Below are 14,067 nucleotides of genomic sequence, written 5' to 3' on the forward strand. Positions count from 1 at the left end.
TTTTTTTATAACCGAAAGCGCTCCAACAGCACGATTGGCTACATGTCACCGGCGCGGTTCGAGGAGCAGTACTACAGGCGTGAGGCCTGAGTTACGGGTGTCCACTTTCTTGACAGAAGAGCATTTTCCGCTTTACGCGCTACCGCCTTAAACAAAAAAACGGCAGCCAGGTTTCACCCTAACTACCGTTTCTCCCTACCTTTTTCTCACCCCGAACGGCTTCGGCTGCCCGAACGTCGTCTTCTTGCGCCTAACGTCCGGCGTGCCTGGAGGCCGCCAGCGGTCATCGTCGTCGTCCAGATACTCCTCGTAATCCTCCAAGATCGTATCCGTACCGATCTGCTTCTCCTCATAGGCTTGCATGGCCGCACCTCACACTTGCATTTTACCGTTTGCCCGGATCATAGGGCTCGCCCAGCGAGGACGGTGGAACCGCTCGCCCTACGGCACCCGCTAATACAAGGATAGTCAAAATATAGGGCAGCATATACAGGAATTCGGCCGGCACGTTTTTGGAAAAATCGAACAGCTGCACGAAATTCCGCAGTGCCTGTGAGAGCCCGAAGAAAATCGCCGCCCCCAGCACGCCCACCGGATGCCATTTGCCGAAAATCATCGCCGCCAAAGCGATAAAGCCCTGCCCCGAAATCGTGTTGTGCGAAAAATTGCTCGTCGTCGTCAGCGTAATCGTCGCCCCGCCGAGGCCAGCGAGCGCACCGCTCAGCATGACCCCGATATACCGGTAACGCGACACGCGAATTCCCATTGTGGCCGCTGCACTAGGATGCTCACCCACCGAGCGCAGCCGAAGGCCGAAAGGCGTTTTGAACAATACATAATATGTTACCGCTACGAGAATGAGTGCCAGATACGTGGTAGGATAGGCCTTAAACAGTGCCTCTCCAAGGAATGGAATCGAAGACAGCACGGGAATTTCCACTTTGCTGAACACCGCGCCCAAGGTCTCCGTCTGACCGGAGCCGTCGTACAGCAGCTTGACCAAATACAACGTCATCCCCGCCGCCAAAAAGTTAATGACCACGCCGCTAACCACCTGATCCGCCTTGAACGTCACGGACGCCGCAGCGTGAATTAGCGAGAACAGCGTGCCGAAAATCATCGCCGCCAGCAGCCCGAGCCACGGCGCCAAGCCGGTTAGCCCCGCTTGCTCCGCTCCGTGTGTGGCCACCGCCGCAGCAAACGCACCCGAAACCATCAGCCCTTCGAGGCCGATGTTGACGACACCCGAACGCTCGGAGTAAATCCCGCCCAAAGCGGTAAAAATCAACGCAGTCGAGAACACCAGCGTCGTATTCACCAGCTCGCCCATTACGCGAAGAAAATCCATTTTAAGCCGCCTCCTCTTTCTTCCGCTTGGCATAGACCGGTTTCAGCACATACCTCACGATCCCGTGTGCCGCCACGAAGAAAATGACCGAGCCGATCACCACCCGGATAATTTCCGGAGGCACGTCGGCGGCAAAGCTCATTCCTGCCGAGCCGTAGGTAAGCGAACCGAACAGGATCGCAGCTAGCACGACGCCGATCGGATTGTTGCCGCCGAGCAGCGATACCGCGATGCCGTCGAAGCCATAGCCTGGAGAAGCAGCCATTACAACCTCATAATGGAACACGCCGAGCACCTCAACCACGCCCGCGAGACCCGCGAACACTCCGCCGATGAACATCGCTTTGATGACGCTGCCGCTGACATTCATGCCCGCATAGCGCGCCGCATCCGGATTAAGGCCGACGGCGCGGAGCTCGTAGCCTTGCTTTGTTTTCCACAGAATGATGTAAAATACCGCCGTAGCCGCCATCGCAATCAGCGTGCCCCAATGCATCCGAGCATTGCTCATGAGCTCCGACAGCCAGCCGATCGAGATCGAGGCTGAGTCATGGATCATGACCGAACGCTGCTGCCCCGGCTGAAGCAGGAATTGATTGAGAATATAATTAGATAAAAACAACGCGATCCAATTGAGCATGATCGTCGTAATCACCTCATTGACGCCCCGCTTCGCCTTCAAATAGCCGGCAAGCGCGCCCCACAGGCCGCCCAGCAGTGCTCCAACAACAATCGCAAGCGGTGCGTGAATGAACCACGGCAGATCCAGCTTGACCCCGATCAGGGTAGCCCCGGTCATTCCCGCAATGAACTGACCCTCCGCTCCGATATTGAACAGACCTGTCCGAAAGGCAAAAGCAACCGACAACCCCGTCAAAATGAGCGGCGTAATTTCCCGAATCGTCTCGCCGAAGTCGTAGGGGTTGCCGAACACTTTGCCGACCAGTGCGGTATAGGCCGTGATCGGGTTATAGCCGCCCGCGAGCATGACTAATGCCCCGAATAGCAGCCCCATCACAATCGCCGTAACAGGTACGAGCGCGGATTCTTTGGTCATGATTTTGATCAATTTATTCATGGATTTAGCTTTGCCCCCCTTTCCCTGCCCGTGCACTTCCGGCCATCAGCAGTCCGAGCTCTTCGTCGTTGGTATTTTCCGGCAGTACCTCGCCAACAATTTGCCCCTCATAGATGACCGCAATCCGGTCGGACACATTCCGAATTTCGTCCAGCTCGAAGGAGATGAGCAGCACCGCTTTCCCTTGGTCCCGGGCCTCGATCAGCTTTTTGTGCACGAACTCGATGGCTCCCACATCCAGCCCCCGCGTCGGCTGTGCCGCGATGAGCACGTCCGGAGCTTTATCCAGCTCGCGGGCAATGATCGCCTTCTGCTGATTCCCCCCGGACAGCGACCGGGCCTTGTTGTAAATGCTCGGCGTACGCACGTCGAACTCGCGAATCAGCTTCTCGGCATGCTTATCGATCGCCTCCGCGTTCAGGAACATCCCCTTGCTGAATTTCGGGTTGTAGTACGTCTCCAGCACCATATTTTCGCTCATCGTAAAATCCAGCACCAGCCCGTGCTTATGCCGGTCCTCCGGTATATGGGACAGGCCGCTTTCGGAAATGGCGCGCGGTGTCGCATTCGTGAGCTGGGTGCCGTTCAGCCGGATCTCCCCGCTTTGCACCTGCCGCAGGCCGGTCAGCGCCTCGATCAGCTCGCTTTGTCCATTGCCATCAACGCCGGCGAGTCCAAGAATTTCACCCTTGCGCACTTCAAGCGACAGTCCGTTCAGCGCCAGATTGCCGCGATTGCCCGTAGCAGTAAGCCCCTTCACGCTAAGCACGGCGCTGCCGGGCTCGGCCTTTTTCTTTGCCACCTCGAAAATGACGCTGCGGCCGACCATTTTCTCCGCCAGCTGCTGTGGATTCGTCTCCGCTACGCTGACCGTGTCGATGACTTTCCCGCGACGGATGATCGTGACCGTGTCGGCCAGCGCCATAATTTCCTTCAGCTTGTGGGTGATGAGGATGATCGATTTCCCTTCCCCCGCCAGCTTTCGCAAAATCTCCATCAGTTCCTGAATCTCCTGCGGCGTTAACACGGCGGTCGGCTCGTCGAAGATCAGGATGTCCGCGCCCCGATACAGCGTTTTCAAAATCTCCACCCGCTGCTGCATCCCCACCGAAATGTCCTGGATTTTCGCCTTCGGATCGACGCTGAGTCCGTACTGCTCCGACAGGCTGCTCACCTTGCTCTGTGCCGATTTATAATCGATGGCCGCGCCTTTGCGGGGCTCGCTGCCGAGAATAATATTTTCCGTCACGGTGAACGGTTGGACCAGCTTAAAATGCTGATGCACCATCCCGATCCCGAGCTCAATTGCTTTCTGCGGACTGGTGATTGCCTCCTTGCTGCCTTTGACCCAAATCTCGCCCTCATCCGGCTGATACAAGCCGAACAAAATGTTCATCAGCGTCGATTTACCCGCCCCATTCTCGCCGAGGAGCGCGTGGATCTCGCCTTTGGCCAGCTTGAAGCTGATCGCATCGTTGGCGGTAATGCCAGGAAACCGCTTGGTAATGCCGCGCAGTTCAACCATCGTTTCTGCTGAACGCATAACTCTCCCCCTTTAACACACAAACGACAAGGCCGGTCCATAACCAGCCTTGTCGGGTATTTGATCGCGCTATGTGGCAGCTACATCTGAAACTTATTTATCCGGAACCTTGATTTCGCCTTTAACGATCTTGTCCTTGTACTCTTGAACCTTCTTCAGCACGTCTGGAGCCACGTTCTTGCTGGAGGTTTCCGGCAAGCCTACGCCGTCTTCTTTGAGGCCCAAGGTTACGATTTTGCCTGCTTGGAATTTCCCGTCGATCGCATCGTTCGTTACACGGATCACCGCTTGGTCAACGCGCTTCATCATCGAGGTCAGCGTTACATCGTCACCGAACTCCAGCGATTGGTCTTTGTCGACGCCGATAACCCAAACCTTTTTGCCGGCTTTCAAACGGTCCTTCGCTTCGTTGAACACCCCGTTACCTGTTGCGCCCGCTGCGTGGAAAATGATATCCGCACCGTCGTTATAGATCGTAGCCGCCGCTACTTTACCCAGGTCCGGCTTATCGAAGGCGCCGGTGTAGTTGATCGTGACCTTAGCATTCGGGTTCACTGCAGCAACGCCCGCTTTGAAGCCTGCTTCAAAACGCTTGATAACTGGAATATCAAGACCGCCGACAAAACCGATTTTGTTTGTTTTGGTTGTCAGTCCCGCTACAACACCAGCCAGATACGAACCTTCGTGCTCAGCAAAAGTAACGGACTCTACGTTCGGTGCTTCTACTACGTTATCAATGATGGCAAATTGCGATTTTGGATTTTGAGCGGCTACGGTTTTGACCGCGTCGCCCATCAGAAAGCCGATGCCCCAAGTCAGGTTGTAGTTGTCCTTGACGAATTGGTTCAGGTTCGGAACGAAGTCGGCATCGCCTTTACTTTGCAAATATTTTACTTTTGCGCCGGTGTCCTTCTCGATTTGTTTCAGACCCTCCCATGCGCTTTGGTTAAACGACTTGTCGTTCACCCCGCCGATATCGGTAACCATCCCGATGTTGAACTTCTCGCCCTTCTTGCTGCTTGTTGCCGCCGCGCCGCCTGCGGCCGGCTTGGAATCCGTGCCCTTGCTGCCGCAGCCGGAAATAACCAGCGTCGCAGCCAGCATAAGACCCGCCGTTGCTTTGACCCATGTTTTCATTTGTATACGCCCCCTCGTGTTAGAAAATCATACATCTAATGTTATTCTAAAGTTATGTATGAAATGCACACTTATTATAAAGCCTTTTTTGACCAGCGTCCAGTTAAAATATTGTAAAGATTGGGAGGGCGCCAACTAGGGGAGATTTACCTCTCTCGCTGTGGAGTTCACGCGCCGCGGGCACTGGTGAGGTACATTTACTCCTCTTTCCGCCACAGCCACGCGCAACGACCACATGTGCGGGATATTCCCCGCTCTCCCGCCCGCTCCACCCACCGGCACCGCCCCGGCGCCACAACAAAAAAACAGCCCACCCGATAGCGGGTGGACTGTCTTAGCTCAAACCTTACAGTGCTATAACCTTGCCGGTAGCCTGGGACTCGAACGCAGCTAGGATCACCTGCAGCGAGCGAAGCCCCTCCTCGCCGGAGATGCTTGGCGGCGTGTTCGTGACGAGGCAGTTCACGAACTCGTTGATAACGCCGCTGTCCGTTTGCTTCTCGTTCGTCGCCATCGCGCCGACCTTGTAGGTCTCGACACTGCCGTTGCGCAGCTTCACTTCAACCTGATCGCCGGCGCCCGTACCAATCTCCATCACGCCGTTCTCGCACCACAGAACCGTGCTGTTGTCGCCGCCTTTGTATTGCGTCCAGCTAGCGACTAAGGTGCCGATCGCGCCGCTCTTCATTCGCAGGATGCACGTCGCGTTATCGTCGACATCCGTGCCTTCCTTATGGATCGTGCCGACGAATGCGGCAATGTCCGCCACTTCGTCATTCAGCAGGTAGCGAATAAAGTCGGACTTATGTACGCCCAGATCGCCCATCGCGCCCATAATCGCCTCTCCCTTGCGGAAGAACCAGCTGCCCTTCCCGTCTACGCTCCAGCCTTCCGGTCCTGGATGACCAAAGGAGGTGCGGAACGTGAGGACGCGACCGAGCTTGCCGCTGTCCAAAATCTCCTTCGCCTTCACATGCGGAGGCATCAAACGCTGGTTATGGCCAACCATCAGGTACACGCCATTGCGGCTAGCCGCTTCGATCATGGCGCGGCCTTCCTCAGCGGAGCCGGCCATCGGCTTCTCCACGAGCACGTGAGCGCCTGCATTCGCAGCAGCAATCGCAACCGCCGCGTGCAGCGCGTTCGGCGTGCAGACGCTAACTGCGTCTACTTTTTCCTTCGCCAGCAGCTCTTTATAGTCCGCGTAAGCCTTAGCACCATGCTTTTCGGCATACTTTTCCGCACGCTCAATCACTGGATCGCAGAAGGCTACCAGCTCGACGTTCGGGTTTTGCTCATATTCAGGAATGTGACGGCGCTGTGCGATTGCACCGCAGCCGATAACAGCTACTTTAATTTTGCTCATGGAAAAAAGAACCCCTCTTCTTTAGGTAATAAAAGATTTACGCTCTAAATATTAAGCCAGCTGGGACAAATAATTTTGCTTCACCCAGTTCAAGCTGTTCGATACGCTTTGCAGCGGCGGATTCTGGTAGCAGTGGTCCTGCTCCACGATCAGCCACTCCACACCTGCGTCGGATGCAGCTGCGATGACGCCCTGCAATTGCACGTCGCCTGTTCCCACCTCAAGTGTCTTCATTTTGCCTTCCTCATCCTTGGTGAAGTCCTTCAGATGAAGCAGCGGGAGACGGCCGGCATAGCGCGGGATGTATGCCAGCGGATCTTGTCCAGCAAATTGAACCCAGCACACGTCCATTTCCACTTGCACCGCTTCCGGTGTCGTCTGCGAATACATCGCGTCAAACACGAACTCGTCGCCTACATTCACTTCAAATTCAAACGCGTGGTTATGGTATGCGAATACTAGCCCTTGCTTTCTCGCTTCCGCCCCGATCTCTTGGAAGAATGGAAACAGGCGCTTCCAGCTCTCTACATCACGCTCTTCCACCGCCACGAACGGGCAGATCAGATACGTTCCGCCGATCGTTTTCAAATAATCGATCTCGCCTTGGAGATTCTCACGCAGGTTCTTCAAGCTGACATGCGCACCGATGGCCTTCAGGTTCAGCTCCTGCAGCAAAGCTTTGAGCTCCTCGGCTGCGAGTCCTCCGTAGCCTGCAAATTCCACGCCTTCATATCCGAGCTCAACGACTTGGCGAAGCGTCCCAGCGAAATCCGCGGCAGTTTCATTGCGAAGCGTATACATCTGCAAACCGATTCCCATTCTTCTCATCGACAAAAGCACTCCATTCATTGTTGGTTTTGATTTGTTGTATTTGATTCCATACTACCAGCAAATCGGCTAAAATGAACATATCCGATCTAATCACAACCTGTACAATTTGGCTATTATTTCGTGCTCAGGAGCGAACGGTCATGACGGCAAACCTACTCACCTGTGGTTACTCTTACCATAAAGAACGATTTTATAACCAGTTTAAAAGCGGCCTGCTCACCTACTTGTTCCGTCTGCAAACCGAGGGCTCAAGCGTCGCAGTCATCAACGGACAAACGCTCCAATTAGGCGTGGGCGATCTGCTGCTGCTGAGTCCCGGCGACAAATACGAGCTCACCGTGGAGGAGCGCGAGGTGACGGCCAAGGGCAACGTCATCGCCAGCGGCGACTACTATATCTTTTGCGAAGGCAGCTGGATTGATGAGTGGTGGAAACGAAATGGCAAGCGCTCCATGGTGCGAATTGACCCGGACGAACGGCTGCTGGCCCTATGGCGGCAGCTCGTGCTGGAGCAGCGGCGCCGGCAGCAGGAGAACAACGAGGAGCTGATCGGCTATTTGCTGCGCTCGCTGTGCCTGATGCTGGACCGCGCGGCCCAGGAAATATCGCCGGCTACCGGGCCCTCGTTTACCGCGGCGCGCCTGAAACGGTTTATCGAGGAGCATGCCACGCTCACGTTCAAGGTGGAAGATGCCGCTAAGCAAGCCGGACTGAGCGTCTCCCGCGCCGTGCACCTGTTCAAAGCCTGCTACGGCAAAACGATGATGGAGTACGCGCTCGACATCCGGCTCTCCACCGCGCTGGAACGGATGAAATATACTGCCATGACGCTGGAGCAGATCGCCGAGAGCTGCGGCTTCGGCAGCTATTCGTATTTTCACCGGGTGTTCAAGGAGCGGTACGGCGTCTCCCCCGGCAGCTATCGGAGCGACAGCTAGCAGCATAATGCAAAAAAGAACCTAGCGGCCGCTAGGTTCTTCATGTATAGATGGCCTTAGTACAACGACAGGGCCACCGAATCTCTTTCGTTCAAGGCATGCAAAATCGCTTCGCACCCAACCACTTCGATGCTGATCAGAGATTGCAGGGATTGCTTCATGACCTTACGGCCCTTCTCCACCTTTTTATCCAAGGCCGACTTCAGGAGTTTAAGCGTTTTTTTATTCAGGCTGTCGGCAAACACGGGAATTTGTTTATTTTGGATCGTGACAAAAGCTTTCATCCGAAACACCGTCCCTATATATCCATTTTTACTTTGTTGGTAGTCATATCCGTCTCTAATAGTTTAAATTACGATTATTAAAATAAGCTTAAAATAATATTACAATTTGTGAACAACTTTCGAAAAATAAGCTTAAAGATGGTTCATCGACTTGTATGTATTGGGAATCGTAACCCGGAACTGCGAGCCGATGCCCAGCTCACTATCCACCTCAATGACACCTTCGTGCGCCTCCACCAGCGCCTTGGCGATGCTGAGCCCGAGACCGACGCCGCCACTGAACCGCGAACGGGACTTGTCCACCCGGTATAATCGGTTGAATACATAAGGCAGATCCTGCGCCCCGATCCCAATGCCCGTGTCTTGGCAGTAAATAATCGTCGCCTCCGGCTGCCAATCGACGCCGACCGTGATCGTACCCCCATCGTTCGTATATTTGACCGCATTGGACACAATGTTGGACACGACCTGGATCAGCTTATCCCGATCCACTTCGGCATAGCAGGGCACGTTCGGGTTGTTGAACCGCAGCTTGATGCTCTTGCTCTTGGCCATCGGCAGGAAGTTTCGATACACCTGCTCCGCCAGCTGCACCATATTCTCCCGTTTGATGTGAATCGTAAACCGCGCCGCCTCCGCTTCCGAGAGCCGCTCCATGTCCGTCATGAGACGCGTCAACCGAATCAGCTCGTCGTACACCTGCTGCAGCCACTCCACGTTCACTTCATAGATGCCGTCGATCATCGCTTCCAGCTGCGACAGCATGGAGGTAAGCGGCGTCCGCAGCTCGTGGGTCAAATCCTCCATCAGCGCATGCCGCCAATCCTCCTGGATCTTGAGCTCGGCCGACAGCTCGTTGAGCGTGAGCGCCAACTGCCGCACCTCCTCGGGGCCTTTGATCGGCGCGCGCACTTGGCGGTCACCGGTCCGAATAAGGCCTGCGGTTTCCCTCAGCCGCTGCATATGTGCCGACAAGAGACGCGACACAGTAATGCTGACCACGATGGACAGCAGGGCCGCGATACTGTACAGCAGCGCCGAGCGCTCCTGCATCACCTTCTGGTAGGCGACATAGCTCGGATCGAGCTGATTCATTTGCTTGTTGAAGGCAATTTGCAGCAGCCCCCGATTTTGCCCCTTGGCCACGACCGGAAATTCTTGGATGTCGGCGTCTTTCATATTCGGGATGCTCCCGAACATGTCGAACCAAACCTCTTGCCGGTCCGCGCCGTACCGAATCAGCACGCCGTACAGCATCGCCCGACGGGTCAGCCACGCTTTTTGCTCAGGAGAATAAGGACCTACGCTGAGGTCCTCGTTACGGATATCGTCCATCATTTTGAAGGCGTTGACCTTAATTTGCTCCTCTTGGTAGCTCTGGAAAACGTCTTCCCAGTTGTAGTTATACCCGTAAGCGATGATCGTCAAGATGACGAGGAAACAGCCTTGCAGCGTTAAAAATAAAATGACGTTCGTTTTTCGCAAAAAGCGCAGCATCGTGCATTAATCCTTCTTCTGATCCGCTTCCGCGGTAAATTTATAGCCGGCCCCTACCATCGTTAAGATGTATCGCGGCTCTTTGGTGTCTTCTTCAATCTTCTTGCGCAGGTTCTTCACGTGCGTATCGATCGAGCGACTGTCCCCATGAAACCGATAGCCCAGCACCTGATGGGATAAGTCCATCCGGCTGAAGATTTTGCCCGGCTTCTCGGCGAACACGGACATCAGCTTAAATTCGGTCGAGGTCAGGTTCGCATGCAGACCGTTCACGAGCAGCGTCTTCGCCTCCAAATCCAGCACCAGCCGGCCTTTGTCGAACGTTTGTACCGCTGATTTTTGCGGCTCCGGCACGAACGCCTTGACCCGGCGAAGCAGCGCATGAATGCGCGCGATCACTTCCTTCACCCGGAATGGCTTATGGATGTAATCGTCCGCGCCCAGCTTCAGCCCTTCAATCGTATCGCTCTCCCGCGATTTGGAGGTCAGCATAATAATCGGCACGATCGACTTTTGGCGAATTTGGCGGCAAACCTCTTCCCCCGGCAGTCCTTCCAGCATGAGATCGAGAATGACCAGATCATAGGATCGGCTCGAGAACCACTCCACCGCCTCCAGCCCGTTCGGGGTACAATCGACCTCCCACCCCTCGTTGCGTAAGTAAGCGATTAACACCTCACGGATTTTCGGTTCGTCCTCCACTACTAAAATCTGCACATGTCTCACCCCCGGACGCCTTGCTCTATGGTACCATCATACCTTGTCCGCTGAGCTTGCTCAAGCTATTTTATAAGAAATGGAGCCGCATCAAAAGGACCCCCACGACTTCAATCGCGGAGGTCCTATTTTTACACTTACCCTTTGACTGCACCGGCTGTAATGCCCTGAATAATATACCGCTGCATCGAGAGGAAAAAGATAATGATCGGGATTATAGCCATCGTCAGCGCCGCCATCGCGAGGTGCCACTCGTTCGTATACTGCCCGAAATAAACGGAGGAGGCCAGTGGAATCGTTTGATTTTTTTTGGAGCTTAACGTAATGAGCGGCAGCAAGAAATCGTTCCAAATCCAAAGCGAGTTCAGAATCGCCACCGTGGTGGTAATCGGCTTTAGGAGTGGAAGTAAGATGCGGAAGTACACCCCTGCGGTTCCGCTGCCGTCGATCAAGGCCGCTTCCTCCAGCTCCCTTGGGACCGACTTGATAAAGCCGTGATACAAGAACAGCGCAAACGGTACGCCGAAGCCCCAATACATAATGATGATGCCGTACAGCGTATTGATCAGCTTGAGCTCCTGGGCGACCTTCACCAGCGGAATCATCATTGTCTGGAACGGGATGACAAGCGATGACAGGATGGCTAGAAAAATGATTTGACTGACCAGGCCGGGACGGCGCACCAGCTGAAAAGCGGCTGCCGAGCTGACAAACAAAATACCGGCCACGGATGTGACGGTAATGATCAGGGAATTCATGAACACCCCGAGAAAGTTGATTTGCTTCCATACGACCGCAAAATTTTTGAACTGGAACACCTGAGGCAGCGCCAAGGTGGAGGTCGCCACTTCGTTGTAGGTTTTAAACCCGTTAACAAAGGTGATATATAGAGGGACAAAGACCATCAAGGCAAGCACAATCATCAATATCTCAATTATGAGCTTGCCGGCGGAATAACGGCCGTGATTCACAGCTCCACCTCCCGGCGTTTCATCACAGCCACCTGCACCAGCGTAATGGAGGCCAGAACGAGGAAAAAGACGACGGACTTAGCTGCTGCATAGGTAAACAGGTTTTTCGTAAACGCGTCCAAATAAATGTGAAACGCCAGCGATTCGGTCGTCCCGAACGGTCCGCCTTTGGTGAGCGCGAAGTTGAGGTCGAAGCCTTTAAATCCGCTCGAGATCGCAAGGAACAGGTTGATGGTCATCGCAGGGCGGATGAGCGGCAGAACCACATGCCAAAACCGCTTGATGCGCCCCGCTCCGTCGATCTCCGCCGCTTCCAGCATATCCTTCGGCACGCCTTGAAGGGCCGCCAAATAGATGACCATGAAATAGCCGGCGGAATGCCACACCGTGACGAGCACGAGAGACCAGAAGGCTTGCTCGGGCAAGCTGAGCCAGTTTTTTTGAAACAAGAGCCAGCCGGTCGATTTGCCGATTTCCCCAAACAGCCGGACAATAATAAACTGCCAAATAAACCCGATAATGACCGACCCGATTACGTAGGGCAAAAAGAATACCGTACGCAGCATATTACGGGTTTTGAGCGACATGTTCAGCACCAGGGCAAGAAAAAGCCCGCAAACATTTAACGCGATCGTCGTCGCAATGACATACTTAAACGTAAATAAAAACGATTTCAAGAAGCCGGTGTCGTGGATGATTTTTTGGAAATTGCTCCATCCGGCCCAGCGGATATCGCTGCTGATCCCATTCCAATCCTGGAACGAAAATAGGATCGCCCGCAGAAACGGAACCAGGATGATCAGCGTGAAAAACAGCACGGCTGGAGCCACAAAAGCGGTATAAATCAGCCATTGCCGGGTTTTCATGGTCGTCATGGCTTGGCCTCTCCTTCCTTTCCTATTGGGAGCTGATAAACAATCGGTGCACGGCCTCCGATAAGGAAGCCCTGCACCGCGTCAGCTTTCGGATAAGGTTATTTTTTCACCCGGTCGGTCCAAATTTTTTGAACCTCCGTCAACGTCTGCTCTTTGTTCAATTGACCGCCTACATAGGCTTGCAGCGGCTTCGCAAACTCTTGATTGGAGCCGGACGGCCAGAGCGTGTGCGCCCATGGGATGGTTTGGTTTTTCTCTACATATTTGCTAAGGTCCTGCGCGAGCGGCCCGAGATCCGGCGATGTTTTCAAATCGGTGAAGGCCGGAATGAGCTTAAAGGAGTCGACCAAATATTTTTGCCCGTTATCATGGAGCCAAGTCAGGAACTTTTTAGCCTCCGCCAGGTTTTTCGAATTTTTGTTCAGCACGTAGTATCCCGGAACGCCTACTGGCAGCTTCGTATCGGCGGCATTATCGTTGAGCGGAATGGCAAACATGCCGATCTTGAGGTTCGGGTTAATTTTCACGATCGAATCGATCGTCCAGACGCCTTGCTGCATCATCGCCGTTTTGCCCGTTGAAAATTCGGACACCTGGTTGTCATAGCTGATGCCGACGGATTCTGCTCCTTTGCCGTATTTGACGGTCATATCAAGCACATCGAAAAACCCGTTCATGTTCGCTACGTTGTTGACTTTGGCTTCGCCCTTGTTGATTTTTTGGATCATTCCAACCGGGTCTTTCTCATAAGCGTAAGGCAGATTGAACAAGTGCTGGCCGAGCACCCACCATTCCTTATATCCTTCCGAGTAGGACAAGATGCCCGCAGCCTTCAGCTTCTCGTTCACCTGCTTCAGCTCCGTCAGCGTCGTCGGAACCTTGTCAATACCCGCCTTGGCAAACAAATCCTTATTGTAAATAAAGCCATAGCCTTCAAACGCTACCGGAAAGCCGAGCTTCTTGCCGTCCACCGTCATTCCCTCGACTGCCGCAGGAGCCACCTTGGACATCCACGGCTCGTTCGACAAATCCGCGATCTTATCCGACCAATCCTTAATATCCGTAAACGCCTTGGACATGAAAATATCCGGCGCATCCCCGGAGGCAAAGCGGGTTCTAACAAGCGTATCGTAGTCGGAGGTCGCTCCGCCTTCAATGATGACGTTCGGGTTCTGAGCCATGTAATCGGCAGCCATCGCTTTGACCTTGTCGGTAATTTCCACTTTAAACTGCAGCAGCTTGAGCGTCACTTTTTGTCCACTTGCGCCACCGCCCGATGCAGCTGCGCTGGATCCGGTATTGGAGCCGGACGCCGCTCCCGAGCTGCTCTTAGGCTCATCTCCGCCGGCGCAGCCGACGAGCGAAGTCAGCAGTAGTGCGGCAACGGTTAGCATGGAAAACTTTTTCTTCATTGTGCCTCATCCCCCTTATAGTGCTTCCAGTTCTTACAAATCTAAGTCTACAAGGCTGCCCGGAAGAACG

General features: G+C 54.2%; 14 protein-coding genes. 1 reads left to right on the top strand and 13 read right to left on the bottom strand.

The genetic code is table 11. The features are described 5' to 3' along the window. Positions 1-195: 195 nt before the first annotated feature. From FPZ49_RS35675 to FPZ49_RS11520, 7 genes are all read right to left on the bottom strand, one after another. Positions 196-363 (bottom strand): hypothetical protein, encoded by a 168-nt coding sequence (locus FPZ49_RS35675; protein WP_186445776.1) that lies wholly within the window; start codon positions 361-363, stop codon positions 196-198. A gap of 22 nt (positions 364-385) precedes the next feature. Further along, a complete protein-coding gene (locus FPZ49_RS11495; protein WP_144846675.1) occupies positions 386-1,348 on the bottom strand; it encodes an ABC transporter permease in 963 nt (320 codons plus the stop codon). Position 1,349: 1 nt separating this feature from the next. Then, on the bottom strand, positions 1,350-2,426 hold the full coding sequence (locus tag FPZ49_RS11500; protein WP_144846677.1) for an ABC transporter permease: 1,077 nt from the start codon (positions 2,424-2,426) through the stop codon (positions 1,350-1,352). 4 nt (positions 2,427-2,430) lie between these two features. Next, positions 2,431-3,969: an ABC transporter ATP-binding protein gene (locus tag FPZ49_RS11505; RefSeq protein ID WP_144846679.1), complete on the bottom strand. Its 1,539-nt coding sequence runs from the start codon at positions 3,967-3,969 to the stop codon at positions 2,431-2,433. A 93-nt stretch (positions 3,970-4,062) separates the two neighbouring features. Next, positions 4,063-5,106 (bottom strand): BMP family lipoprotein, encoded by a 1,044-nt coding sequence (locus FPZ49_RS11510; RefSeq protein WP_144846681.1) that lies wholly within the window; start codon positions 5,104-5,106, stop codon positions 4,063-4,065. A gap of 346 nt (positions 5,107-5,452) precedes the next feature. Then, complete coding sequence (locus tag FPZ49_RS11515) at positions 5,453-6,472, bottom strand: Gfo/Idh/MocA family protein (protein ID WP_144846683.1); 1,020 nt, start codon at positions 6,470-6,472, stop codon at positions 5,453-5,455. A gap of 51 nt (positions 6,473-6,523) precedes the next feature. Further along, entirely contained in the window at positions 6,524-7,300 is a 777-nt protein-coding gene (locus FPZ49_RS11520) for a sugar phosphate isomerase/epimerase family protein (protein WP_144846685.1), read from the bottom strand. Positions 7,301-7,443: 143 nt separating this feature from the next. On the opposite strand from FPZ49_RS11520, the gene FPZ49_RS11525 reads away from it, so the two are divergent. Then, positions 7,444-8,241, top strand: coding sequence for an AraC family transcriptional regulator (locus tag FPZ49_RS11525; protein ID WP_144846687.1), 798 nt, complete (start codon positions 7,444-7,446; stop codon positions 8,239-8,241). Between the two features lie 56 nt (positions 8,242-8,297). On the opposite strand, the gene FPZ49_RS11530 is transcribed toward FPZ49_RS11525, so the two are convergent. From FPZ49_RS11530 to FPZ49_RS11555, 6 genes are all read right to left on the bottom strand, one after another. Next, positions 8,298-8,525 carry a 3-dehydroquinate dehydratase gene (locus FPZ49_RS11530; RefSeq protein ID WP_144846689.1) on the bottom strand — a complete coding sequence of 76 codons (228 nt, stop codon included), beginning with the start codon at positions 8,523-8,525 and terminating at the stop codon, positions 8,298-8,300. A 132-nt stretch (positions 8,526-8,657) separates the two neighbouring features. After that, complete coding sequence (locus FPZ49_RS11535; RefSeq protein WP_144846691.1) at positions 8,658-10,022, bottom strand: sensor histidine kinase; 1,365 nt, start codon at positions 10,020-10,022, stop codon at positions 8,658-8,660. 6 nt (positions 10,023-10,028) lie between these two features. Beyond that, positions 10,029-10,739, bottom strand: a complete 711-nt coding sequence (locus FPZ49_RS11540) for a response regulator transcription factor (RefSeq protein ID WP_144846693.1) — start codon at positions 10,737-10,739, stop codon at positions 10,029-10,031. A gap of 137 nt (positions 10,740-10,876) precedes the next feature. Further along, entirely contained in the window at positions 10,877-11,710 is an 834-nt protein-coding gene (locus FPZ49_RS11545; RefSeq protein ID WP_391563815.1) for a carbohydrate ABC transporter permease, read from the bottom strand. Next, positions 11,707-12,585, bottom strand: a complete 879-nt coding sequence (locus FPZ49_RS11550; RefSeq protein ID WP_144846695.1) for a carbohydrate ABC transporter permease — start codon at positions 12,583-12,585, stop codon at positions 11,707-11,709. Before FPZ49_RS11550 ends, FPZ49_RS11545 begins: the two co-directional genes overlap by 4 nt. A gap of 98 nt (positions 12,586-12,683) precedes the next feature. After that, complete coding sequence (locus FPZ49_RS11555) at positions 12,684-13,997, bottom strand: ABC transporter substrate-binding protein (protein WP_144846697.1); 1,314 nt, start codon at positions 13,995-13,997, stop codon at positions 12,684-12,686. Between the last annotated feature and the right edge of the window lie 70 nt (positions 13,998-14,067).

Source organism: Paenibacillus cremeus, assembly GCF_007786445.1.
Taxonomy (GTDB): Bacteria; Bacillota; Bacilli; order Paenibacillales; family NBRC-103111; genus Paenibacillus_G; species Paenibacillus_G cremeus.